Origin of the sequence: Fodinicola feengrottensis (assembly GCF_010993775.1) — a bacterium.
GTDB lineage: Bacteria > Actinomycetota > Actinomycetes > Mycobacteriales > HKI-0501 > Fodinicola > Fodinicola feengrottensis.
In genome coordinates, this window is record NZ_WOTO01000004.1 from 35,527 (window position 1) to 57,721 (window position 22,195).

Sequence of the window (22,195 nt, forward strand, 5' to 3'; positions counted from 1 at the left end):
CCTACGTGTAGTACTTCAGGACGCCTGAGATGGACGCCGTCGCGGTCACGGCCGCCGTGCTGGCCACGCTCTTGATGAGCAGGGTCTGCGCGCCGGTCGGCGGCGAGGCCAGGAAGCACGCCTTCGAGACACCGTATGTGCTGCCGTCGGGCAGGCTCACCCAGCGCGAGTTGTCGCCGGACATCGCCGTCCCGCCGAGCGAGATGTTGAACGCGGTTCTCTGGTTCGTCCCGGTGTACGTCAGCTCGAATACGGCCTCGGCCAGCTGGCACCCGGACGGGACTGTCGCAGAGAAGGAGACCACCGTCGTCACGGTCGCGCCTGTGACCACCGACGCGGAGCCGGAGAACGCCTGCGACGTGACCAGGTTGGTCATCGTGTTGCTGCTGCCGTTGATGGTCTTGTTGGTCAGCGCTTGGGTGTCCGTGGTGCCCACCACCGAGCCGGTGACGCCGTGCACGTGCACGCCCGAGGAGGCGTTGACGTGGTTGTTGGCCTCCTGGTAGTCCAGCGACGCCGCCTGGTGGCTGATGATCGCTCCGCTGGCGTGGATCGCCCCCGTGGTGCCGTCGTAGCCACGGCCGCTGGTCGCGACGGTGCACGTCGTCCCGGACCGGGAGCTGACCAGGATCAGCTCGGAGTCCACCAGGACCGTGAAGTTCGCCGTCGGCCAGTTCGTCGCTGCGGCGATGGTGAAGGTGCCGGCGTTACCCGGGACGGTGGCCGTCATGCTGCTGGTAGTAGTGGTGACCACCGCGTTGTTGGTGAATGTCCTCGCCGCCATCGACTACCGCCTCCTCCCGAATATCCTGTCTATACAAGCGATTCCGCACTCGAATGAGGGAGCAGGGAGTCGCGGGGCCAGCACCGGGCTCCCTGCTCGTTAGGCGCTGGTGTCGCCCTCGACGCGTACGGTGACGCTGTCGTTGTCCAGGGCTGCCTGGTTGCTGGCTGTCCGGCGCACCCAGATAGCGGCGACGCTGCCCGCCGGGATGTCGGCGATCGAAAGGCCACCGGACTTGGTCGTGGGGCCGGAGAAAGTGACACCGGACGGGGCGGTGTTCTTGTTGGCGATCGTGGCCGCCTGAGCGCTCGACGAGCCCTTGGCGGTCACCCCGGCGGGGTCGAGGCCGATGGCGCAGTCGACGCCCCCGGAGGTCTCCGCGCTTTGCCACGCCTTGGGGCTCGTGAGCGTCAAGGTCGCGTGGTTGTTGTGGATGAACATGCACTGGTAGTCCACGTTGGACGCCGAGTTCTCGTCGCCGGTCACGTCCGGGAACAGGTTGTTCAGGGTCGCGGTGGTGATGGACGAGGTGCTCACGTACTTGCCGAGCGAGCTGCCGGCGACGGTCTGGGTGTTGGTGTTGCCTGCAGACCCGGCCGTGGTTGAAGTCTTGTACAGCAGGTCCGATGAGCTGATCGCCATGTCGGGTCTCCTTAGATCCGGTCGAGGATGTCGAGCGCGTCTTCCAGGTCCGGACCAGCTGGTCCTCCAGTGCGTCCAGCGCGTCGGTACCCGTGAGAGGGATGTCGTGCACGTCCGGGCCATATACGACTCGGACCTTGTCGAAGGTGAGCTGCTGGCCGTACGGGACCTGCGGGAGGTCGCCCGCGTCCGAGATGGTCACGTGCGGCACGAAGTTCGGGTGGTGGCTGGCCGGCGGCGCCATGTCGCCTACGTCCAGGCAGGCGCTGACGAGATCGTCCGACTCGACTAGCACCACCCGGCTGCTCTGCGGCCCTAGGTAGGCGCTGCCCGCGACATCAGTCACCATCGGCGCCTCGGTGCTGGCCCAGTCGGTGATGGCGGCCAGGATCGCGGCCTTCGTCTGCTCGTCGATCGACGCGTCCTCACCGAGGTAGCTGATCGTCAGGTGCAGGCCGTCCGCTGGGTGGTCGCCGCCGAGACGGGCGAGCCAGTCCAGCGACGCCTGGTCCGGCACGAGCGCCACCATCGCGCCAGAGGGCTCGTCGGGCGCTCCAGCTGGTCCGTCGGATGGTGCCTCGGCGCGGTCCTCGGCGTCCAGGGCCCTCAGGGCCTCGACGAGGGGCATCGCCCCTGCCGCCACCCTGGTCAGCAGGTCGGCGGCGCTCTCGCGGCTCATCCGGGCCTCCGAGCGGGTGCTGAGCAGGCGGGTGCCGGGCACCGCGCCCTTGAGCACGAGGGAGATCTCGTCCATCCGGGCCTCGGTCATCAGCTCGCGCGCGTCCGGGCCGTACAGCTCCAGGTCGTCGCGCTTCTCGCTCCACTGCTGCCGAGCGAACCCGAAGGAGAACTCGTCCATCGACCCGCTCTTGAGCTGGGCCCAGGCCTGCCGGGCCTTCGGGACTGCGTCGAAGTCGTCCAGCTGGACCGTCATGTCCAGGCCGTCGGGGTGCTCCTCGTACGAGATGCCCCGGCCGATCACCTCGGTCCAGTCGTGTCCCCAGGCGCATTTCGGGAGCTTCTGCTGGGAGCCGCGGGTGAACACGCCAGGGGCCCAGACCGACCCGTAGGAGTCGGCGACGCCGTAGCTGCAGACCCTCGCGGTGAACTGCCGCTTCTCCTCGTCGAGTGCCCGCAGCTCCACGCCGGGGAGCGACCTCTGCTCGTGCTTCGTCATCACGCCGCCTTACCGTTCAAGGCCGCGAGGGCCTGGTCGAGGTCGATCTCGTTGGCGGCCATCTGGGTCAGCAGCTGGCCGACAGTGGAGGCGTCCACGCCTGACACCAGCTCGGCCGCGCCGTCGTACGCCAGGACGGCCTCCATCTGGGCCAGCTCCTCCGACCGCTGGATGACCAGCGTCGACATCGACGAGTTGATCCGCTCGACGACGCGCTCGTGATCCTCGTCCGCGTCCAGGCCCGCCTGGAACTGCGTGGACACGGCTCGGTGGATCTCCTCGGTCAGGGTGGCCGCCAACGCGTCCGACCGAGCCTCGATGAACTGGTCGACCGAGCCGGGGTCTACCTGGTCCGCGCCGGCCGCCAGGGCCAGAGCCATCTCGTACATAGCCGACGCCCACTGCCGGACCTCCTCGACCCAGAAGATCGGGTCGTAGATGCCGGTGCCGGTGGTGTCCCGCTTCTCAACCAGGAGCCTCCCGCGCTTGCCCTCCAGGCGGCCCCGCACGGAGCGGGCCTGGCGGTCGAGCATGTGGTGTGCCTGCTTGGTCATGGCCCGGGTCAGTGACGCGACGTGCGCGTCGCGGATGACGCCACGCTTCTTCGCCTCCAGGTAGGCGGCTGACATCCCCTTCGTGAGGTGCCCGGTGGGGACTGGGGCATGGTCCGGGCCGGCGTGGCGCTGCTCCCCGGCGTCGTCGCTCGCCTGCACCTGTCCCGTCGGGATAGCTACGGGTGCGGGCGACGAGGTGAAGGGCGGACCTACCCAGGCCATCGGCGGCAAACCCACCGCGTCAAGGGCGGCCGCCGGGTCGTAGCCAGCGTCCACCAGGGCGACGGCGGCCTGGGCGAGGTTCAGCGTCGAGACGACGCTCGGCTGCTCGTCCTTGGCCGGGTCCATGCCCGCCGGCAGCCCGATGTAGTCCCGGGCCTCGTCGTCGGTGATCAGGTTGGCCTGCTTCAGCTCCGTCACCGAGACCGCCGTGATGTTCCGCTTCGGCTGCAGCTCGACGACGCCGCTGGTGTCGAACCATCCGGCCTCCGAGCCCACCAGCGGTGCCAGCCGGAGGTTGATGTGGTCCTGCAGCTCCGAGACCAGCGGCAAGATGGTGTCGAACCAGAAGTTCTGGTGCTCCTGGCCCGCGTTGCTATACGTGCGCTCGCTGGCGTCGCCCAGCTTGGACACCGGCACGCCGAACGCGATGGAGATGGAGTGCTGCGCCTGGATCATCTGCTGGATAAACTGGCTGTCCCGCTGGGTGCTCCCCAGCGTCTTGATGTCCAGCATCCCGCCAACGCCGCCGTCCCCGTCGCCGTTGACCTCAAGAAACGCAGTCCTCCCGGCGTTGGCGGGGGGCCCCGGTAGTTCGATTGGAACTGGGCCTGGAAGGCCGCCTTCTGCTCGGAGTTCTCGAACGCCTGGGTCACCACGGCGGCGGCCGGCATGGCGTTGTTGCGGAGGAAGCCGACGCTGTACTCGGAGAGCATGATCGCGGTGGACACGTCCAGCCTGGCGGCCTGCAGCACGCTCTCGGGCTGCCGAGGGTCGAGCTGGCTGGGCCGCCAGGCGTAGAAGACCTGGTCGAGGCTGAGGTGCCTGAGCTGGCCGCGATCGACGAACTTGTAGGCGTCGAAGTAGCGGCTGCCGCCGTCTGTTGGGACCGGGCGAATGAGGTTCGCTGGGATCGGCCACGCGTACTGGGGCGCAGGCTGCCTTGGAGAGCCGAAGTCCAGCTCCCAGGCCCAGACGCCCGTCACCAGGTAGCTGGCGATGGCCTGCTGCCACATCTGCCGGGAGGTGAACTGCGGGTTGGGGGCCGGCCGGCGGGGCCGAGCATCCGCGCCAGCGGGGCCTTGGTGCTGTAGTCGTTCGGCCGCTCGATATCGCCGCCGGCACGGAATGGCAACGCGCTGATGGCCTGGGCGATGATCTGGACGCACCGGTAGACCCAGATGTTGTTGTAGTAGGCCAGCTCCAGTGCTTGCTGCGCGTTCCAGTCCGAGATCTGCCCCTGGCTCGGGGAGATGAACCGCACGGACCGGGTGGCCATCGTCGGGTCACGGCGCTCCAGCGGCTCCGGCGACGGCGGGCCGATCGGCGTCCGCCGGTCTGTCACCTTGAAGTCAGGCATCTTTTGATCCCCCCTATGCCGTGCCGGCGAAGCTGAGCGTCCGTGCCTGCTTGAAGGCCAGCGCCGAGACGCCCCAGACGAGCGCGTCGAGCCGGTCCGGTGAGCCGTTGGTGCCCGGCACCCAGGTGGTCATCTGGCTCTCCAGCTCGGCCAGGTGCCCGACGTGGTGCACGCGGCGCTGCTCGTAGAGGGCCTGCACGGGCTCGGCCCGCAGGACCTTGCCCCTGGTGGCGGTGACCTTCCGGTACGGCACGTTGCGGCCGGTCCTGCCGTCGGGCAGCCGCACCTGGCGGACCACAGTCTCGACCATGTCGCCCCCCTGGTTGGTCTCCGCGACGATCCGGTCGGCGTTGGAGTCGTAGTACGCCTGCACCGCGACCGTCGCCCACTCGGATGGCGTGTAGGTGCCCGAGAGGTCCGCCAGGACGTAGAGCTGGTCGCGCGTGCTGGCCGACCACCACCACGCCCGTCTCGTCGCTCTGCGCGGTGCTGGTGGTCGCCGGGTCCACCGCCACGACGATCCGGTCCATCTCCGGGCAGCCGGACTCCAGGATCCGCGCCCGCTCGATCAGGTCGAGGGTGAACAGCGCGCCCTCGATGTCGTCCAGCACCTCGGCGTGCAGCTCCTGCCGGCCGATCGTGGTTCCCTCGTACTTGGCTCGCAGCCGCTCCAGGATCACCGCCGGTAGGTTCGCGGCGTTGTCGTACGTCGAGCCGCGAGTGACGTGCACCTGCGGGTCGACGACCAGCTCCTTGATTAGCTTCGTCGGCTTCGGCGTCGTGGAGACGCACACGCGCGGGTCGCTCCCGAGCCGCAGGGCCATCATGCCCAGGTCCCAGGCGACTGGGCCGTACCGCTGGTTGGCCAGCTCCTCGTACCAGAGCGAGTGGAACTGCGGGCCCCGAAGCGTCTCCGCCGACTTCTCGGTGTCAGCGGCGTAGATGCGCGCGATCGAGCCGTTGGCGAGCTTCAGCTCGCCGAGCGACCGGTTCCAGTCCTTGACGCGGTCGTCAGGCAGCACCGACAGCAGGCCGCTCTCGCCCTCGACGCATACGTCGCGCCCGTCAGCGAACCGGGGCACGACGATGCCCAGGCGATGCTTCGGCTCGCCCAGCATCCGGGTCTTGGACCACTCGGCGGCGGACCGGGTGTTGTGGGTGGGGATCATCGTCCGACCCGCCAGGAACAGATGCGATGGGGAGTCCACCGCGATGCACCTCACTGGCACGGACGGCACTTGCTCGCAGGCGACGATGTACCGGTGGGCAGTGCGGTTGGCCTGTGTGGTCGTCATACGAACCGCCGTGGCCTTCCGGGCCAGTCGGAAGACCTGGTGTCGTGGCGACCAGGTGACACGCCAGCGCGGTCCTACGTCCCTGCCCTCGATTCGGGCGCGTTCCGCACGCTTGACTGGCTTGTGGCCCAGCGAGACGGCTAACTCGAAGACACCGTCGGCCAGAGCCTGCCGGGTGGTGCAGAACTCAACGTGACCACCGACAATGACGCTGCCGTCGGTGTCCATCAGCCCCTGCAGCACGGCCAAGCGCTGCGACTGTGACGCTCGTAGGTACCTCTCCGGCACGTGCCTGTTCTTGAGCAGGCCGAGCGCTCGCAGCCGCGCCGTCAGGCTTGTGCTACGGGGCTGTGCGCGGTTACGCGCCCCTCCAAGTGGGTAGGTGGCGCACCGTGCGCCCTCCTTCCTCCGAGCAGGACCGGTCACCGGCTCGCCTGCAGCGGCGAGGGCCGGAGTAGCTCGTCCGCGTCCTCGTCCGACACGGTGATCTCCGCACAGGCGCTTGAACCATCGCCCAGCCACGCACCTAGCACGTAAGGGTCAATCGGCAAGGACCTGTCCGGCAGTTCGAGCGGTCCGGTGTTCACGACGGAGTGGTTACGTTCGCGGCCGTTCTGCACAATCACGGTCGACGCGATCTCGATGGTCGTACGGATCTGCGGACCATACTGAGGTTGGATTGATCGACCGTGCGCCTTCCGGGCTCTTTTGTCCCATGTCAGCCACATGTGCTCGGCATCAGCCACGATCACCGAACCGTCATCGAATACGACCCTGTAGCACTCCCGATCACACTGCGTCTCCGTGGCGAACACGACCTGGCACGGGCGGCCCTGATCGTCGAGAACCCGGTCTCCTATCGCCAAGCCGCCCATGGTGGTCCAGCCGGTCGGCGTCGGGATGGGTGTATCGAGGGCCAACGCCTTCCCGAAGCCGCGACCGGCCAATAGCAGCCAGATCAGGGCATCCGGGTCATTTGTGGGACGCTGGTTCCTCCTGGAATGTGCGTGCGGGAAACCGGGGTGACTCGTCCCATTACAGTCCTGCTTGTCACATATCCACTGGTATGCCTTGAGTGCGTAGATCCGCTGGAGGATCTCCAGACGCCTCTCCGGAGCGGCCGTCACTCGGTGCCCCGCACGATGGTGTCGCCGTCGTCGTCCTGGGGGTCAGTGCCCATGCCCGCCCCCGTGCTCGCCGGGCCACGTGCCCAGTGCCGAGTGATAGATGTTCGCCGCCAGACCCTTGGCCTGTCCGGGCGGCACGCCCTCGGACGCCAGGGCCGCCAGCAGCGCGCGATACGGCGTCGGGGAGGCAGCCCAGCGAGCCAGCCCCCTTCCCACGCGTCCAGTAGCTGTAGAGCTGCGGGGCGACCAGCTGGAGCTTCGAGGCCACCGCTCAGCCCACCAGGCGCAGGGCGAGCAGCAGCGGGACCAGCAGGGCGCCCGCCGCCAGCCCGATCGCGAGGGAGGCGCACCGGTCCACCAGCCCGAGAAGGGCGCTGCGGCCTGCGTGCCTGGCGCCGTAGTCAGCCACTGGCGACCTCGTGGGCGTCGTTGAGGGCCAGCTCGGCCTCGAGCCTGGCGATCTCGTCCTCGACCGTGCCGGGGAACGTGTGCTGGACGCTCAGCTCCAGGGCCGCGTCCAGGCCGAGGTACCTCGCCCGGCGCTCCTGGATCCGCAGCGCGGTCGTGATCGCCTTGTCGTCGCCCCGCTCGATGGCGGGCTGCAGGGCCAGCAGGTAGCCGTCCAGCCGCTCCAGCTCTACCTTGCGCATCTCGGTGGCGGCGGGGATCACGATCTGGGCGATGCCGGCGGTTACCCGGCGGCTGACCGTCTCGTGGGAGATCCCGAGCCGCCGGCCGATCGCGCGGTACGAGTGGCCGGCGAGGTTCAGCTTGACGACCTCGTCGATCTCGGCGGCGATCGCCATGCGGCTCTTGTGGGCTTCCCGGCCACTGGTGCATCTCCCTGTCACGTCCGGCGGTAGACGCTTGAGACTTCAAGCACTTACCGTGAGCCTGAGGCATGGAGTGTGGTTTCGCTAGCCCATCTGACCTGCGGGTGGGGGGGTGTGCGGGTGTCGTCACCTGGATCCGTTTGCTACCAACGATCCTTGGTGACATCGTCGTCGGATCCCAGCAGTACTAGCAAGATACTTAGAGACAGGAGGGGAGCCAGTCGCGGCGACCGGCTCCCCAAGTGCGTGGTCGGCTACGCGTCCGCGACCGCCCTGCCGGCCGTCTGGAGCAGCAGGACGCGAGTGGCCAGCGCCCGCCGGGCCGTCCTCCCACCGCCGAGCAGGACGGCGCTGCGGTGCTGCTCCACGCAGTCGTACGCCAGCGTCCACACCTCCTCCGGGTACCGCTCCCCGATGTCGAGCATCGCCACGTCGACAGCCGTGCGCCAGAACGTGCAGTCCTCTCGCCGCCGGCCGACGGCGGCAAGCTCCTGGTCCAGGGCGGCGAGCAGGTCCGCGATCACGACTCGTCGTCCTCGTCGCCCAGGTCGACCACCGGCGTGACCTGCATGGCGATCAGGAGCGTCTCTGCGGCCACCACCGCCCGCCCGATGTCCCCGCCCCGGACCTGCGGCCGGAGGCCCTCAGCGGCCAGCATGTTGACGACCCGCGTCACCAGCAGGTGCGGGTCGTACGTGCCCCGACCGGCGGTCACTGCGCGGCCCTCAGCTGCACGACATTGTCTGCGTCGGCGGCCGGCACCATCGCGGTCAGGAAGTCGCGACCGCGCATCACCCGGTCGAGCTTGCGCTCCTCCGAGGAGGTGCCGAGGTACAGCTCGGTCGTGCCGGCCTGCTTGTGACCAAGTAGGGCCGAGACGACCCGGATGGCGTGGTCGTACCCGCCCTCTTCCTGGAGCTGGTCGAACAGCGCCCGGGCCACGCCCCGGCGGATGGTGTGGATCCCGATCCCCTTGATGTCACCGCCCACCACCGCCGTATAGGCGCGCTGGATGACCTCCTCCATCTTCGCCATCGGCTTGTGCGGCAGGTACTCGATAGCCGTCCGGAGGCACTCGCGGCTGCCGTCCTCGTGGGTCACCCAGTAGAACCGGCCGTTGTTGCGGGCCGGGACGAGGAAGTCGGTGGACCGCAGCGGCCGGCCCAGGTTCTCCGCGTAGGTCGTCAGCCACTTGCGCATCTCCCGGTCCAGGTCGGCCGTGACGGGGAGCACCTTCTCGTCCTTGGTCTTGACCAGCTCGACGCGGAAGCCGCCTTCGATCAGGTTCAGATCGCCGACCCTCGCCGCCTTGATCGTGCTCGCCCGGACGGCCGTGTTGAGCGCTACAGCCATCAGCGCCCGATCTCGCGGCTCCTCGCAGCTGTCTAGCATCGCCAGCATCACGTCGGGCGCCGGGCGCACCTGCAATTTCTTCGGGGCTTTCAGCGACATGATGTCGCCCGTGAGGTCCCGCCGGGTCAGGCCTTTTCGCTGGCAGTAGTGGAAGAAACGCCCCATGCGCGCCAGGGCGGCATTCGCCGACGACGCGCTGATCGGGGGCCGAGTATGTCCTCGGTAGTCGAGGTGCTCGGCCCGCAACCCGCCTGGGCCAAAGAGGAACTCCTCGACGTGGTGCTCCTCCAGCGAGGACACCAGCAGGTCGCCGGTCAGCTTCACGAACCTCGTGAGGACCGACTTGTCATTCGCGCGAGTGGCGACCGCCATCCCCCGCTGCGTGCACCAGATCTGGTACTGCTCGATCGCCTCGGACAGTCGCGTCCGGTCCTTGCGTACACCCATTCCAGAGACATCCTTTCAATCGGTCTCTGGCGGGAGATCAGCTCCCTCAGTCTACGACAAATTTCCTCTAAAGATTCCCGATAGTGTCCTTCAAGTGGGAATAACTCCCCCCCGGCAGTCACGTTGAGTCGCCCTAGGTGTTGATCTTGGTTAGTTGGTCTACACATAACGGGCATCGGTCCGGAATATCCTTTTCGTACGGGCTAACTAACCAAGATCAACATCGCACTTGAACAGCAGCTTCTCAGAGCCATCCGTGTCGACTGGCGTGCAGGGCTAGCTGAAAGCGGCTGGTGGTGCCGGCGAGCGACATCAGTTTTTTTCCATTCGGCGTACCAGCGTACGGCGGCTGATGCCCAGCAGTTCGGCGATTTTCTCGTCGGTCATGCCGGCGGAGAGCAGGGCCACCAGCCGACGCTCCCCAGGGCTCAGCGAAGAGGGGACGCGACCGCCGAGATGGACCGGAAACGACGCCCGCCAGGCCAAGTCGAAAAGCCCTTCCAGTGCGAGCAGAAGACTCGACGGATGGACGACCATGACCGCACTGTTGACCGCGGCTTCGGTCGCGGGCAACGAAACGAGCGCTAGCCGCCGGTCGACGATGGTCATTTTCGCCGGCACCGTCGGCAGCACTCGGGCCAGCTCGCCGGCGGCGATGGACGGCTTGATGTTTCCCTCATAATATTCTCGCCGTTCCCACCGAGACCCGCGCATAAACCACCCGGTATTCCACCCCGCGGGCGAGGTTTTCCAGTTCCTGCGGGTTCGCGATCGTGTTCGGCCGATGGTACGGCGGAGTGTCGAAGCGACGGATCTGGTGACTGGCCGAGCTTTCGGCCAAGTCACTCCGAGCCAGGATGCTGGACCGCCCGGTGACAACCTCCACCACGTTGTCCGCAGGCTGCGTCCACACGCTGCGGCGGAAGAGGTCGTACGCGTTGAGGGCGGCGGCCTGGGCGGCACGTACCTCCGCCTGCCGCTCCAGACCGAGCAGGTCGACTCCACCGCCAGGCTGCACCGGCACCGTGGTGCCGTCGGCGAGCTCCCGCACCAGGCCAAGCTCTCCCAGTCGCCCGAGCGCCAGCCGGATGGCCGGCTCGGTGCGACCGGTCGCGGTGGCCAGCTCGGCCGGCACGACAGGTCCGCAGGTCAGCAGCCGCGCGTACGCGACCGTCGTCTCGGTGCTGTCGAGGCCGAGCCGGCTGAGGTGCTCGGTCAGGTCAGACATGGGCATCCTCCTTGTCGGGCCCAGCTGCATCATGCCGGTCGGTTGGCACCGATGGTCCGGTCTTGATGGATCTTGGGTGCTTCGAGGCGGAGATGGCGCTTGTGTGACATTGGCGTGATCTCGCCACCGCCGCGCCTGGTCGTGCGATACGAATCCGTCGTGTATCTGTCGTCGGTCCGACCCGGTGCCCGCTCGGGGGTCGTCGGTGCGATCGGCGCGAACGTCGTCGCGCTCGGCCTGGTCAGCCTGGTCACCGACGTGTCATCGGAGATGGTGACCGCGGTCCTGCCCGCGTACCTGGTCTTTGGCCTGAGCCTGTCGATTGCCCAGTACGGACTTATGGACGGCCTCTACACCGGCGTCACCGCGGTCACCAGACTGCTCGGCGGCTACACGGCCGACCGGTGGCGGGCCCGCAAGACGGTGGCCGGCGCCGGCTATGCGCTGTCGGCGGTCGCGAAGATCGGCCTGCTCGCGGCCGGCGGGTCCGCACTGGGCGTCGGTGCGGCGATCGCCGCCGACCGGATGGGCAAAGGTGTCCGTACGGCGCCCAGAGACGCCATGATCACGCTGTCCGCCGAGCCGGCCGCGCTCGGCCGGGCGTTCGGCGTCCATCGGACCCTGGACAGCGTTGGTGCGTTCCTCGGACCGCTGGTCGCGCTCGCAGTCCTGGCCGGCACAGCGCAGGCGTACGACGCGATTTTCGTGGTGAGTCTTTGCGTGGCCGTGCTCGGCGTTCTGCTGCTGATCCTGTTCGTACGCAACAGCCACGATGACGTGCCGGCACAGCGGCCGCTCCTGAAGGAGGCGCTAGGACTTCTCAGCGACCCGCGGATCCGCCGGCTCGCGTACGCCGCCATCCTCCTCGGACTCGTCACCGTCGGCGACGGTTTCGTCTATCTGCTGATCCAGCGCTGGCAGGGTCTGCCGGTGCTGTGGTTTCCGCTGCTGGCGGTCGGTACGAACGTGTCGTCGTACCTGCTGCTGGCCACGCCCTTGGGGGCGATCGCCGACCGGTTCGGCCGCTGGCGGGTCGTCGTCGGCGGCCACGTCGCTCTGCTGGCCGTCTACCTGCTGCTGGCTGGTCACCGCGGCAGCTGGCCCGCGGCGATCCTCGCGCTGGCTCTCTACGGCGCGTTCTACGCTGCCGTAGACGGCGTCCTTATGGCCACCGCCAGTCCTCTCCTGCCCAAGCGCGTTAGGACGAGCGGCCTCGCGTTGCTGCAAACCTGCCAGGCGTTGGCGTATCTGCTCTCGTCTGTCATTTTCGGCTTGGCTTGGCAGGCTTTCGGCCCCGACCGAGCCGGCTTCGTCGCGGCCGCCGGAGTCCTGGTCGCGTTGCCGTTGGCCGTGTGGTGGTTGCGGAGCGCGAAATGAGAACGCTGTCCACCCGCGCGCGAATGGCCGTGGTGGGCGTGGCTGTGGTGGTGCTGGCCGGCGCCGGCGGTTGGTACGCCGTACGGGCCGCCGACCGCTCTGGGGCGACCGGAAGCGGGTCGGGAGCGGTGACCCTGGCGGCCGGTCAGTGGCTCGTCTTTCGGTCCACTGTGGACGGTCCCAGCTACGGCCACCTGGCCGAGGTTCCGGAATCCTCCCCGCGCTCGGGCCGCGCGTTCACCGCGGACCGCTGCGCGCGGGCGTACGCCGCTGCTGGCAGCGGCGTGTGTTTGCGGCCCAGCACCGAAAATCCGGGTGGGTACGAGATCGCCCTGCTCGGGCCGGACGCGGCTGCCCGCCGGGCGATCCCAATGAACGGGATCCCGAGCCGCGCCCGGGTGTCGGCGAGCGGCCGGATGGTGTCGTGGACGACGTTCGTCGCCGGCGACTCGTACACCGGGACCAGCCAGTTCTCCACTCGGTCCGGCATTCTGGACACCACCGCGGATGTCCTCGCCGGCACTTTGGAGACCTTCACGCTGACCATGAATGGCCGCCCGTACGAGGCAACGGACCTCAACTACTGGGGCGTCACGTTCACCCGCGACGACAACCATTTCTACGCCACGGCCGGCACCGGCGGGAAGCGCTATCTGGTTGAGGGTGACTTCGCCCGACGTACTTTTCGTACGCTGCGAGAAAATGTCGAGTGCCCGTCATTGTCGCCGGATGGCACCAGGATCGCGTACAAGAAACGCGTGTCCAGCGACCCGACGCAACCGTGGCGATTCGCCGTACTCGATCTCGCCACGATGCGCGAAACACTGCTCGCTGAGCCGCGGAGCGTGGACGACCAACCGGCCTGGCTGGACAGTCACACCGTGATGTACGGGGTGCGGCGAGACGCCCGACACGCCGACGTGTGGGCGGTCCCCGCCGACGGCACCGGGCGACCCGGACTGCTGATCCCCGACGCCGAATCGCCCGCCGCGCTCAGCCCGTGAAGATGTCGGTGATCGCGGTCCGGCTCGCCGCATTGCCGAGCGCGGGCAACCCGTACATGTCCTCGAGGGTACGCAGGACGCGATAGTGATCGATTTGCTCGGAATACTTCCCGGCGCTGATATTCGAACCGACGAACGATGTGTAGATCTGGTTAACAGAGGTGAAATTGTCCTCGTCGAAGCTGGTGATCAGCATGCTGTTGTGAGTTTTGGACCATTGCGCGTACGCGTCCAGGTGCTTCTTCTGCCAGGTGTCGCCGGTGCTGATCGAGCAGTCATGCATGTCGTCGCACATGTTCGGAATCACGAACGAGACGGTGGGCAGTGTCGAATAGTCGCTGGGAAAAGAGGAGAACGGCCACTGCTTGGTCTTGTCGACATTGTCGAAATTCACCCAGGGCGCGTGCTTGCGCATGTACTTGCTGGAGGAACAGCCGGTGTAGCCCGTGCTGGGCAGATCCTCCGCGTACGAGCCGTAGCTGATCCCCGCGGCGCCGAGTTGCTGGAACAGGTTTCCCTTGCCCTTGAACGTGTTCGGACAGCCGTCTCCAGTAAGACCCTGCGTGGTGCCGGAGAACAGCGCGACGTAGTTCGGCTGGCTCGGGATGGGTGATCCCGAACGACTGGCTGGAAAGCGCGCCCTGGGCGGCCAACTGCTGGAGGTAAGGTGCGTTGGTTCCGGACGCCACATCTGGATAGTTCTTGTTCTCGTGCAACACGATCACGACGTGGTCGTACCGGTGCAGCGACGGGGTGGCGATGGCTTGGGCCGCGCCAACCAGGGCTACCGCGACGGCTACTCCCAGGATCGCGGCGGCTCGGAACGCGGAGGAGCGACGAACACGCATCGGGACTCCCGAACGGTCGGCGACTGTATCCGCATTTGTCTACCCTGTTCGGGCCCACCCCGGTGGCACATTCGCGCCATGACGACATCTGGCATCGGGTCAATCAGCCGAAAGCACCGCGGACGTATGTGCCGGAGTTGCGCATCGCGTCCGCGGCTTCGGGCAGGAATCGCCAGAACAGATGGAGACTGTGCATACCAGCAAGACGGGGTCGCCGGTGTCGGCTCCCGGGAGAGTTAGATCGGCGCGACGATGTGTACGGGAGTGCCGTAGTCGAACATCGTCATCGTCATGTCGATGTCGAGCTGGTGACCCTGAATCGTGGTCGGAACCGTCAGGTGGAACTCGACGACCCGCCCCTGGCCGTCCAGCCAGACCTGCACCGGCAAGGTGTCCTTTCCCAGGCCCTTCTTCATCGCCTCCAGAGCCGTCTTCTCATCGCCCTTGGCCGCGGCGATCGCCTTGTTGAGGTCGATAGTCGCCGTATAGCCGGTAGCGGAGGCTCCATGGACTGTCTTCGCCCCGAGCGGAGTGACATTGCCCGCGCGTTCCAGGTAGCGCAGGGTGTCGGCCTGGTTGCCCGAGCCCAGGCTGCTGCCGCCACTGCCCTGGGTCTTCGTCCACTTACCGCCATTCACCTGCTCGTAGACGGTCGAGCCGACGGTGATCGAGTGCACCTTGGTCGGACCGGACAACACGATGTCAGCGGCCGGCGGCTGGCACTGCCCGGAGCCGTCACCGGACAGCGTGATCTTTCGTCCCTGGATCGTGACCACCATCGTCAACGAGACCTTGAACGTGTTCGCCTTGGAGGTCTGGGTGAACGCGGCCTGCACCATTTGCAGCGGTGACAGCGGCGGAGCGCTGGTCACCTTGGGCTGCGGCCGGCTCGCGGTGGAGGTCTTGGGAAGCGAGCAGGCGCCCGCCCCGAAGGTGAGCCCCACCGCCACCAGGGCCGCCATGGCGGCCGTCGTCATCTTGCGATACATCCCCGTTTTCCTTTCTCTACAACGAAAGTCCTACACCTTCGGTGCGGCGATCTGCGCTGGGGCACCGAAGTCGTACAGCGTGAGCGTGGTGTCGGTGGTGACCTTCACACCCTGGTACGTGAGCGGCAGCGCCATCTCGAAGTGCACGATCCGGCCCTGTTCGTCCAGCCACACCTGCACCGGGAGCTCGGGCTTGCCGAGCGACTTGCGGATGTTCTCCATGTTGGGCTTGTCCGCCGGATCGGCGCCGGCCACCGCGGTGTCCAGGTTGACCGACGCGGTGTAACCGGTCACCGCGATGCCCTTGATCGTGGTCTTCCCGGTGGTCTTGACCTGGTCTGAAGCAATCTGCAGGAAATGCAGCATGTCCAGCTGGTCGCCCTGCCCGGCACCTACATCGTCGGGGCTCAGCTTTTTCCAGGCTCTGCCGCTCTTCTGCTCGTAGCTGTCCGAGCCCACGCTGATCTCATGCCGCTTCGGTGCGGTCAGCGTCAGATCCGACGCCGGCGTACCGAATTCCACGACCCCGCTGCCCGCGGTCTTCTCCTTGGTCCCGGGCGCCCCGACGGTGATCAGCACGTCGATCTTCGAAGTCTTCGCGGCAATCGTCTTGTCGAGCGAGCCCTGCACCAGCTCAACTGGCGTTTGGGGTGCCGCGGTGGACTGTTGTGCGGCCGGCGTCGCATTCGTACCCGCCGCCTTGGGCTGCGCCGGTCCGCACGCGGTCATCCCGACCGCGAGCCCCCAGCATGAGGGCAGCCGTCATTGCCTTGCGATGCATCCCCGTTTCCTCTCCCCGTCATAAGCCTCATCGAGGCATGAGGGAAAATAGCCCGCAAGCCAAGGGACCGTCATGTGAATTCCAGGAATTCATCTTTTCAGTCAGTCTTGGTCGCTTCGCGAATGTGACGATACGGCTCATAAAACAGACAAAACCTCGCCGTTTCGTCACATTCACGGGTTCCGGTGCGAAGATCAAGAACGGACCACGTTTCGTACCAGGAAAGGAAGTCGATGAGCGAGCAGCTGCTGATTGGTGCCCAGCTGGCGGACGGCACCGGGGCGCCGCTGCGGGCCGCCGAAGTGCTGGTTTCCGGCGACCGGATCCAGGCCGTCGAGGCGCCGGGCGCGGTGAGCGGCTCGTACGACGGGCCCGTGGTCGACCTTTCCGGGCTGGTGCTCGCGCCCGGCTTTATCGACACGCATTCGCATGCCGACAACGCGCCGCTGCTGGCAGCTGACGCACCACCAAGATCTTCCAGGGCGTGACGACCGAGGTGGTCGGCAACTGCGGCTTCAGCCTGGCACCTCGCCGTTCCCGGCACGCCGACACTTTCACCGCGTTCACCGGCCGACTCTTCCCGCCGATCGACTGGGCGTGGTCCGGGTTCGACGAGTTCTTCCGTACGACTGACCAGAACGGGTATGTCACCAACTACTGCCAGCTGGTCGGGCACGGCACGCTGCGGATCGCGGCGATGGGGATGGCCGACGCGGCGGCGGCGGACGATGACGCGATCGCCGTCATGCGTACTGAGCTGGAGTCGGCGATGGCGGCCGGCGCTTTTGGCCTGTCCAGCGGCCTGATCTATCCGCCGGCGGTCTATTCCGGCACGTCGGAGCTGGTCCGACTGGCCGAGGTGCTGGGTGGCGATGGCCTTTACGCGACGCACATGCGCAACGAGGGCGCCGGGTTATTGGAGGCCATCGCCGAGGCGCTGGAAATCGCGCGCCGCCGCCGGGCGTAACGCACATTTCGCATCTGAAATCGGCTGGCCGCCCGAACTGGGGCCGGATGCCGGCCGCGATCACCGCCCTCGACCAGGCGAAGGCGGCCGGCCAGCGGGTCAGCCATGACATCTATCCGTACGACGCCTCGTCCACGATGCTCGCGACCGTGCTGCCGCCGAGCTACCTGGCCGACGGCGAGGCCGCGATCCTGAAGCGGCTGGCCGACCCACCCGGCGGCCGCCGGGAACTGGCCCGGCTCATCGCCGAAGGTCTGCCCGGCTGGGAAAGTACGATCCGTGGCGCCGGCTGGGACGGCATCCTGGTCGCCACCACCGGCAGCCACCGCGACGAGGGTCGTACGCTCGCGGAGATCGCCGCCGACCGGCAGGTCGAGCCGGTGGACGCGCTGATCGACGTGCTACTCGCCGAGGAGCTCAAGGCCTCGATGGTCAGCTTCAGCATGAACGAGACCGACATCGAGACGGCGTTGTCGTACGAGCACACCATGATCGGCAGCGACGGCCTGCCGCCCGGCGCCGGCGGTAAGCCGCACCCGCGCCTCTACGGCACTTTCCCGCGGGTGCTGGGCCGCTATCGCCGCGAGCGGGCGCTGCTGACCCTGCCCGAGGCGGTCCGTCGGATGACCTCGCTGCCGGCGGACACCTTCCGCATCCCGGACCGCGGCCGAGTCGCCGCCGGCACGATCGCCGACCTGGTGGCTTTCGACCCGGACACCGTCGCCGACATCTGCGACTACCGCGACCCCGTACACCAGCCACTGGGCATCCCGTGGGTCATGCAGGCGGGCCACCCGGTCGTCGTCGACGGCACCTACGTCGGCCCCCCCGCCGCGGCCGCCGCCTGTCCCCCGCCTGAACCCCAAAACAACTGCGGCCTCGTCATCGGTGGATGACGAGGCCGCGGTTGTCGACGCATTGCGCGCCGCGGTCGTACCGACTTGCGCGCCGCAAGAGTGGAGCGGGACTAGAGGCTTACTTGGGGAGTGCTGGGAGTGGGAGGCCACCCGGGAGGAGGGAGGTGATGGTCTTGAGCAGACCCATGACCACGCCCAGCACGGTGCCGACCAGGCTGCCGATGTCCGGCAGGCCGGGCACCGGAAGGGCCGGCACCGGAAGGCCGGCGGGGCCGTCGAGGTGGACGGACGTCGTGGCGACGGCAACCTGAGCCACCGCGGCACTGTGGACGGTGGCGGCCGTAGCCGGCGCTGCGGTTGCTCCGATGAGCAACACAGATAGCAGGAGTGCCAGTGCGAGAGCGGTGCGTGCACGCAAGATACGCATGGAACGGGTCCTTTCCGTGAGTCCGTTAATCGGACACGACCCGTGAAAGCTAGCAATCCGGACATTGACTGTCAAAAGATGCCACACGCCACATCCGCCCCAGTAGGCGGGGGCCACGCTCAGCAGATATAACGAAATGGCATCATTTTTCCCGTACGGCGTGTCCGCTCCGCTCCGGTTTCAGGGCCGCCGGCCGAGATGCCCCGCTAGCTGCGCGTACGGTCCGGCGTCCGGCTCGACCTCGACCACCGGACCGAACGGGATCGGGCCGCCACGAGCGTCCGCGGGCACGAATTGCCGGGCGATCGGCAGCACCGCTTCGGCGAGCGAGTCGTCGAGCAGGTCCAGCCGACCGAGTGCCTTCGCGAGGTCCCACGAGTGCACAGTCATCTCCTGCGCGTACGCGAGCATCGCGGCCCGGCCAGGGAACTCGCCGAACGGCAGCGACAGCACCTTGTCCAACAACGCGTCGTCCGACCACACCTGCTCGACGGTGGCCCGCGCCTCGTGGAACAGCGGGATGAGCTCAGCGGCCGGCAGATCGGGTACGAGCGATGAGACGTCCGCGGCCTTGCCTCCCTTACCGGTGTGGATGACGCGCCGCACGACGCCGATCATGTGCCCGCTCAACTTCCGTACGTCGAACTCTTCGCACGGCGTCGGCAGGCTCATCTTCTCTTCGGTCGCCTCGGCGATGACCTTCTCGGCCTGGTCCAGCGCCTGGCCGAACAAGATCCGCGGGTCGCTCATTACTTCTCCTTCGTAGCTGGTTGGCGGTACGGGGAGCAGCATGGCAGCGATAATCTGACATCGGCTGTCATATATTGCTGGCAGAATTTCCAGCTGTGAAGTCAGACCGGCTGTTGTCCATCCTGATGTTGCTGCAGACGTACGGTCAGCTGTCCGCGGCCGACCTGGCCGGCCGGCTGGAGGTGTCGCAGCGCACCATCTACCGAGACCTGGAGGCGCTGTCCGCCGCCGGCGTCCCGGTCTACACCGAGCGCGGCCGCAACGGCGGCTGCGCCCTGCTCCCCGGCTATCGCACCGACATGACCGGCCTGAGTACGGACGAGGCCCGCGCGCTTTTCGTCTTCACCGGCCGCGGCGACACCTCGACGCCGGGGATGGAGCCGGCGTTGCGCTCAGCCCTGCGCAAGCTGATGGCCGCGCTGCCGGTCGGCCAGCAACCCGAGGTAGATCACGCGATGCAGCGGGTGTGGTCGACAGCCGCCGCTGGGGCGCCGAGCTCGACGAGCTACCAACGCTGCCGGTGATCGAGGACGCGGTCTGGCAGGACCGGCGGATCCGGATCCGCTACCAGCCCGGCCGCGGCGGCCCGGCCGCCGACCACCTCCTCGACCCGTACGGACTCGTCCACAAGTCCGGCATCTGGTACTTGATCGCGGCACACAACGACGAGCCGCGGATGTTCCGGGTGTCGCGCGTACAAGAGGCCACCGCGCTGGACGAGCCGTCCACCCGGCCAGCGGATCTGGACCTCGAAGAGCTGTGGCATCGGCTGCGCACCACCTTCGAGTCTTCCGGCAAGGGCATCGACGTCGTCGTTCGGGTACGAGCGGAGCGGCTCGCGCTGATGCTCGGTGCGACCCGCCGGCAGATGGTCGAACCACCCGAACACGATCCGCCGGACGCCGACGGCTGGTGTGAGGTCCGGGCTCGCTTTCGTGGTCTGCTGCCGGCTCGCGGTGTGCTGCTCGGACTCGGCACGGAGGTGCGGGTGGTGTCGCCGGTGGAGCTCCAGGACGACCTGGTCGCCACCGCGGCCGCCGTTCTGGCCACTTACCAAGGCCCGATCGGGCAACGCGATCGTGCCGCTGGGGCCACGCAGCGTGCTCGGCCGGGGCGGTGAGCAGGGCGATCATCGGGAGAATCCGGCATGAAAGTAACCCTGTGCACAAGTCGCTAGAGACATCGTTGACGAGAACCGCCACGATAGGACCGTGATCAAGACTGCCCAGCGGCTGCGTACCGGTGCCGCCACCCACCCCGGCCGGGTCCGGGAGAACAACCAGGACTCGTATTTCGCGGGTGAGAGGCTGATCGTCGTCGCCGATGGCGTCGGCGGAGCGGCCGGCGGTGAGGTCGCCAGCGCGGCCGCCATCGCCGCGATGTCCGCGGTAGACACGGAGCAAGCAGCGGACTCCCCGGACGCCGCTGCCGCCGCCTTCATCAGTGCGGGAGACGATGCCGCGGCGGATCCGGGCGGCTACCGAAGCCAAGCCGGAACTCGCCGGGATGGGTACGACGCTCAGCGCCTTCCTGCTCACCGGCGACCAGATCGTGATGGCGCACGCTGGCGACTCCCGGGCGTACCGGCTGCGCGGCGGCGAGATGGTGCAGCTGAGCAAGGACGACTCGTACGTGCAGCTCCTGATCGACCGCGGCTCGCTCCGGCCCGAGGACGCCGAGTCGCATCCGCAGCGCAACCTCGTCACCAAGGTCCTGCAGACCGACCCGGTCGACCTGTCCCTGCGCAAGGAGTTCGTCGAGCTGGGCGACCGCTACCTGGTCTGCAGCGACGGGCTGACCGGGGTGGTCCATCGGGACATCATCGTGGCGACCCTCGGCGAGGTCGCCGACCCGACCGAGTGCGCCAACGAGCTGATCGAGCTGGCCCTGGAACGCGGCGCGCCGGACAACGTCACCGCGGTCATCGGCGACGTGATCGCCGAGGAACCCGAGCCGGAGCCGGAGATGCCGCCGACCGTCAAGCTGCCGATCGTCGACGCCGAGGTCGCCGCCACCGGTGCGCCGGTCGATGCGCCGGCAGTGCTGTCGATCGATGCGCCGGGAGTGATGCCGGCCCTGGCACCGGAGCCTGAGCCGCCCGTACGCCGCGGTTTCTTCGCCCGGGTTTTCGGCCGCCGGCATGGGCGTCGCCGCCGTTAGCAGGTTCCCCGCGACAGGCCGGAGCAACAAAAAAGGGCGCACCTAGACTGAGCCGGTGAGTGATTCCCACCGGCTGCGCCGGCCATTGATCTGGGTCGCCCTCGCTGCGCTGGTCAGCAACGCCTTCATCGTGGTCACCGGCGCGACAGTACGACTGACGGGCTCGGGGCTTGGCTGCCCGACCTGGCCCAAATGCGGCGACGGGTCGTACGTGCCGACGGCGGAATACGGGATCCACGGCATCATCGAGTTCACCAACCGGATGCTGGTCTTCGCCGATGTCGTCGATGTCGCCATCCCGCTGATCGCCTTCGGCCTCGCCTGGCTGGCACGGCCCCGCCGCAAGCCGCTGATCGCGCTGAGCGTCGTCCTCGTCGGCGGCATCCTGCTGAACGCGGTGATGGGTGGGTTGACCGTCCTCAGCGGCCTGAACCCGTGGGTGGTGGCGGCGCATTTCCTGCCGTCGCCAGCCCTGGTCGTCGTCGCGTACGTCTTCTGGGTGCGGTCTCGCGAGGCCGGCGACGGGCCCATCCAGTGGCTCGGCGCGCAGCCGTTCCGGATTCTGGCGTGGCTGCTCATCCTGTCCGCCGGGCTGACCGTGGTCATCGGCACCGTGGTGACCGGGTCGGGCCCGCATGCCGGCGACGCGACCGCCGTACGCACCGGCCTCGACCCGGCGATCGTCAGCATGGTGCACGCCGACTCAGCGATCTTGCTGGTGGGGCTCACCATCGCAGCGCTGGTCGCCTTCGCCGCGGGAAAGGCACCAAAGGCGGCCACCAAGGCGATCGCCGTCCTGTTCATCGTGGAGTTGGCCCAGATCGCGATCGGCTATACGCAATACTTCACGCACCTGCCGATCGTGCTGGTCGCGGTGCACGTGACCGGCGCGATCGTGCTCTGGATCAGCGCCCTGCGACCACTGTTCGCACTGCGTCGGCGCGGCCTGGACGTACCACCCGCGGTGGAGACCGAGGTGCCGGTCGAGCTGGCCGCGGATCGGGTCTGACGCGGAA

Annotated in this window: 28 protein-coding genes and 1 pseudogene; 9 read left to right on the plus strand and 20 right to left on the minus strand. The window is 67.8% G+C overall.

Annotated elements, in window-relative coordinates; genetic code table 11:
- Position 1 precedes the first annotated feature (1 nt).
- The 15 genes and pseudogenes from GNX96_RS04410 to GNX96_RS04475 form a co-directional block, all read right to left on the minus strand.
- Positions 2-784 (minus strand): hypothetical protein, encoded by a 783-nt coding sequence (locus tag GNX96_RS04410; RefSeq protein ID WP_163567120.1) that lies wholly within the window; start codon positions 782-784, stop codon positions 2-4.
- Positions 708-2,603, minus strand: a complete 1,896-nt coding sequence (locus GNX96_RS04415) for an HK97 family phage prohead protease (RefSeq protein WP_163567121.1) — start codon at positions 2,601-2,603, stop codon at positions 708-710. The genes GNX96_RS04410 and GNX96_RS04415 overlap by 77 nt, the downstream gene beginning before the upstream one ends.
- Positions 2,603-3,892, minus strand: a complete 1,290-nt coding sequence (locus tag GNX96_RS04420; protein WP_163567122.1) for a phage portal protein — start codon at positions 3,890-3,892, stop codon at positions 2,603-2,605. Before GNX96_RS04420 ends, GNX96_RS04415 begins: the two co-directional genes overlap by 1 nt.
- Positions 3,832-4,392, minus strand: a complete 561-nt coding sequence (locus tag GNX96_RS04425; RefSeq protein WP_163567123.1) for a phage portal protein — start codon at positions 4,390-4,392, stop codon at positions 3,832-3,834. The genes GNX96_RS04420 and GNX96_RS04425 overlap by 61 nt, the downstream gene beginning before the upstream one ends.
- Complete coding sequence (locus GNX96_RS04430; protein ID WP_163567124.1) at positions 4,359-4,736, minus strand: phage portal protein; 378 nt, start codon at positions 4,734-4,736, stop codon at positions 4,359-4,361. Before GNX96_RS04430 ends, GNX96_RS04425 begins: the two co-directional genes overlap by 34 nt.
- A 13-nt stretch (positions 4,737-4,749) precedes the next feature.
- Positions 4,750-5,160, minus strand: coding sequence for a phage terminase large subunit family protein (locus GNX96_RS62485; protein WP_390623927.1), 411 nt, complete (start codon positions 5,158-5,160; stop codon positions 4,750-4,752).
- Positions 5,161-5,311: 151 nt separating this feature from the next.
- Positions 5,312-6,259 (minus strand): annotated as a pseudogene (locus tag GNX96_RS62490) (terminase large subunit domain-containing protein); the annotation flags it as partial.
- A 194-nt stretch (positions 6,260-6,453) separates the two neighbouring features.
- A complete protein-coding gene (locus GNX96_RS48740) occupies positions 6,454-7,158 on the minus strand; it encodes a Hint domain-containing protein (protein ID WP_279579332.1) in 705 nt (234 codons plus the stop codon).
- A 271-nt stretch (positions 7,159-7,429) separates the two neighbouring features.
- A complete protein-coding gene (locus tag GNX96_RS04445; RefSeq protein ID WP_163567127.1) occupies positions 7,430-7,567 on the minus strand; it encodes a hypothetical protein in 138 nt (45 codons plus the stop codon).
- Entirely contained in the window at positions 7,560-7,964 is a 405-nt protein-coding gene (locus tag GNX96_RS04450) for a helix-turn-helix domain-containing protein (RefSeq protein ID WP_163567128.1), read from the minus strand. The genes GNX96_RS04445 and GNX96_RS04450 overlap by 8 nt, the downstream gene beginning before the upstream one ends.
- 281 nt (positions 7,965-8,245) lie before the next feature.
- The gene (locus GNX96_RS04455) at positions 8,246-8,515 is read right to left on the minus strand and encodes a hypothetical protein (RefSeq protein ID WP_163567129.1); all 270 of its coding nucleotides are present in this window, start codon (positions 8,513-8,515) and stop codon (positions 8,246-8,248) included.
- A complete protein-coding gene (locus tag GNX96_RS04460) occupies positions 8,512-8,706 on the minus strand; it encodes a hypothetical protein (RefSeq protein WP_163567130.1) in 195 nt (64 codons plus the stop codon). The genes GNX96_RS04455 and GNX96_RS04460 overlap by 4 nt, the downstream gene beginning before the upstream one ends.
- A complete protein-coding gene (locus GNX96_RS04465) occupies positions 8,703-9,668 on the minus strand; it encodes a tyrosine-type recombinase/integrase (protein WP_163567131.1) in 966 nt (321 codons plus the stop codon). The genes GNX96_RS04460 and GNX96_RS04465 overlap by 4 nt, the downstream gene beginning before the upstream one ends.
- A 435-nt stretch (positions 9,669-10,103) precedes the next feature.
- The gene (locus GNX96_RS04470) at positions 10,104-10,505 is read right to left on the minus strand and encodes a helix-turn-helix transcriptional regulator (RefSeq protein ID WP_163567132.1); all 402 of its coding nucleotides are present in this window, start codon (positions 10,503-10,505) and stop codon (positions 10,104-10,106) included.
- Positions 10,468-11,019, minus strand: coding sequence for a TrmB family transcriptional regulator (locus GNX96_RS04475; RefSeq protein WP_163567133.1), 552 nt, complete (start codon positions 11,017-11,019; stop codon positions 10,468-10,470). Before GNX96_RS04475 ends, GNX96_RS04470 begins: the two co-directional genes overlap by 38 nt.
- Positions 11,020-11,160: 141 nt before the next feature.
- Between GNX96_RS04475 and GNX96_RS04480 the strand changes: the two genes are divergently transcribed.
- Positions 11,161-12,396, plus strand: coding sequence for an MFS transporter (locus GNX96_RS04480; protein WP_279579333.1), 1,236 nt, complete (start codon positions 11,161-11,163; stop codon positions 12,394-12,396).
- Entirely contained in the window at positions 12,393-13,400 is a 1,008-nt protein-coding gene (locus GNX96_RS04485) for a TolB-like translocation protein (protein ID WP_279579334.1), read from the plus strand. Before GNX96_RS04480 ends, GNX96_RS04485 begins: the two co-directional genes overlap by 4 nt.
- Here GNX96_RS04485 and GNX96_RS04490 read toward each other — a convergent pair.
- The 3 genes from GNX96_RS04490 to GNX96_RS04500 form a co-directional block, all read right to left on the minus strand.
- Entirely contained in the window at positions 13,390-14,091 is a 702-nt protein-coding gene (locus GNX96_RS04490; protein ID WP_279579335.1) for an alkaline phosphatase family protein, read from the minus strand. The two genes, GNX96_RS04485 and GNX96_RS04490, sit on opposite strands and share 11 nt — an antisense overlap.
- A 393-nt stretch (positions 14,092-14,484) precedes the next feature.
- Positions 14,485-15,237 carry a LolA-like protein gene (locus GNX96_RS04495; RefSeq protein ID WP_163567135.1) on the minus strand — a complete coding sequence of 251 codons (753 nt, stop codon included), beginning with the start codon at positions 15,235-15,237 and terminating at the stop codon, positions 14,485-14,487.
- A gap of 30 nt (positions 15,238-15,267) precedes the next feature.
- On the minus strand, positions 15,268-15,966 hold the full coding sequence (locus tag GNX96_RS04500; protein ID WP_163567136.1) for a hypothetical protein: 699 nt from the start codon (positions 15,964-15,966) through the stop codon (positions 15,268-15,270).
- A 285-nt stretch (positions 15,967-16,251) separates the two neighbouring features.
- Between GNX96_RS04500 and GNX96_RS48745 the strand changes: the two genes are divergently transcribed.
- Genes GNX96_RS48745 through GNX96_RS48755 form a run of 3 tightly spaced genes read left to right on the plus strand, consistent with a single transcriptional unit; the run spans position 16,252 to position 17,881 of the window.
- Positions 16,252-16,506, plus strand: coding sequence for a hypothetical protein (locus GNX96_RS48745; RefSeq protein WP_279579336.1), 255 nt, complete (start codon positions 16,252-16,254; stop codon positions 16,504-16,506).
- Positions 16,503-16,985: a hypothetical protein gene (locus GNX96_RS48750; protein ID WP_279579337.1), complete on the plus strand. Its 483-nt coding sequence runs from the start codon at positions 16,503-16,505 to the stop codon at positions 16,983-16,985. The genes GNX96_RS48745 and GNX96_RS48750 overlap by 4 nt, the downstream gene beginning before the upstream one ends.
- 47 nt (positions 16,986-17,032) lie before the next feature.
- A complete protein-coding gene (locus GNX96_RS48755) occupies positions 17,033-17,881 on the plus strand; it encodes an amidohydrolase family protein (RefSeq protein ID WP_279579338.1) in 849 nt (282 codons plus the stop codon).
- A gap of 79 nt (positions 17,882-17,960) precedes the next feature.
- Here GNX96_RS48755 and GNX96_RS04510 read toward each other — a convergent pair whose 3' ends face one another.
- On the minus strand, positions 17,961-18,269 hold the full coding sequence (locus GNX96_RS04510; RefSeq protein ID WP_163567137.1) for a hypothetical protein: 309 nt from the start codon (positions 18,267-18,269) through the stop codon (positions 17,961-17,963).
- 180 nt (positions 18,270-18,449) lie between these two features.
- Positions 18,450-19,019, minus strand: coding sequence for a TIGR03086 family metal-binding protein (locus tag GNX96_RS04515; RefSeq protein WP_163567138.1), 570 nt, complete (start codon positions 19,017-19,019; stop codon positions 18,450-18,452).
- A 95-nt stretch (positions 19,020-19,114) separates the two neighbouring features.
- Between GNX96_RS04515 and GNX96_RS48760 the strand changes: the two genes are divergently transcribed.
- The 4 genes from GNX96_RS48760 to GNX96_RS04530 all read left to right on the plus strand — a co-directional run bounded on the left by GNX96_RS48760 (position 19,115) and on the right by GNX96_RS04530 (position 22,188).
- On the plus strand, positions 19,115-19,543 hold the full coding sequence (locus tag GNX96_RS48760) for a helix-turn-helix transcriptional regulator (RefSeq protein ID WP_279579339.1): 429 nt from the start codon (positions 19,115-19,117) through the stop codon (positions 19,541-19,543).
- The gene (locus GNX96_RS48765; RefSeq protein WP_279579340.1) at positions 19,486-20,139 is read left to right on the plus strand and encodes a WYL domain-containing protein; all 654 of its coding nucleotides are present in this window, start codon (positions 19,486-19,488) and stop codon (positions 20,137-20,139) included. The genes GNX96_RS48760 and GNX96_RS48765 overlap by 58 nt, the downstream gene beginning before the upstream one ends.
- A gap of 323 nt (positions 20,140-20,462) precedes the next feature.
- Positions 20,463-21,179 (plus strand): PP2C family protein-serine/threonine phosphatase, encoded by a 717-nt coding sequence (locus tag GNX96_RS04525; protein ID WP_279579341.1) that lies wholly within the window; start codon positions 20,463-20,465, stop codon positions 21,177-21,179.
- 55 nt (positions 21,180-21,234) lie between these two features.
- Positions 21,235-22,188: a COX15/CtaA family protein gene (locus GNX96_RS04530; RefSeq protein WP_279579342.1), complete on the plus strand. Its 954-nt coding sequence runs from the start codon at positions 21,235-21,237 to the stop codon at positions 22,186-22,188.
- Positions 22,189-22,195 lie beyond the last annotated feature (7 nt).

Coding starts and splice junctions, on each gene's coding strand:
- GNX96_RS04410 (WP_163567120.1), bottom strand. CDS start 784: ATGGCGGCGAGGACATTCACCAACAACGCGGTGGTCACCACTACTACC.
- GNX96_RS04415 (WP_163567121.1), bottom strand. CDS start 2,603: ATGACGAAGCACGAGCAGAGGTCGCTCCCCGGCGTGGAGCTGCGGGCA.
- GNX96_RS04420 (WP_163567122.1), bottom strand. CDS start 3,892: ATGCTGGACATCAAGACGCTGGGGAGCACCCAGCGGGACAGCCAGTTT.
- GNX96_RS04425 (WP_163567123.1), bottom strand. CDS start 4,392: ATGTGGCAGCAGGCCATCGCCAGCTACCTGGTGACGGGCGTCTGGGCC.
- GNX96_RS04430 (WP_163567124.1), bottom strand. CDS start 4,736: ATGCCTGACTTCAAGGTGACAGACCGGCGGACGCCGATCGGCCCGCCG.
- GNX96_RS04450 (WP_163567128.1), bottom strand. CDS start 7,964: ATGGCGATCGCCGCCGAGATCGACGAGGTCGTCAAGCTGAACCTCGCC.
- GNX96_RS04470 (WP_163567132.1), bottom strand. CDS start 10,505: ATGCGCGGGTCTCGGTGGGAACGGCGAGAATATTATGAGGGAAACATC.
- GNX96_RS04475 (WP_163567133.1), bottom strand. CDS start 11,019: ATGTCTGACCTGACCGAGCACCTCAGCCGGCTCGGCCTCGACAGCACC.
- GNX96_RS04485 (WP_279579334.1), top strand. CDS start 12,393: ATGAGAACGCTGTCCACCCGCGCGCGAATGGCCGTGGTGGGCGTGGCT.
- GNX96_RS04490 (WP_279579335.1), bottom strand. CDS start 14,091: ATGTGGCGTCCGGAACCAACGCACCTTACCTCCAGCAGTTGGCCGCCC.
- GNX96_RS04495 (WP_163567135.1), bottom strand. CDS start 15,237: ATGTATCGCAAGATGACGACGGCCGCCATGGCGGCCCTGGTGGCGGTG.
- GNX96_RS04500 (WP_163567136.1), bottom strand. CDS start 15,966: ATGACCGCGTGCGGACCGGCGCAGCCCAAGGCGGCGGGTACGAATGCG.
- GNX96_RS48745 (WP_279579336.1), top strand. CDS start 16,252: ATGAGCGAGCAGCTGCTGATTGGTGCCCAGCTGGCGGACGGCACCGGG.
- GNX96_RS48755 (WP_279579338.1), top strand. CDS start 17,033: ATGCCGGCCGCGATCACCGCCCTCGACCAGGCGAAGGCGGCCGGCCAG.
- GNX96_RS04510 (WP_163567137.1), bottom strand. CDS start 18,269: ATGCGTATCTTGCGTGCACGCACCGCTCTCGCACTGGCACTCCTGCTA.
- GNX96_RS04515 (WP_163567138.1), bottom strand. CDS start 19,019: ATGAGCGACCCGCGGATCTTGTTCGGCCAGGCGCTGGACCAGGCCGAG.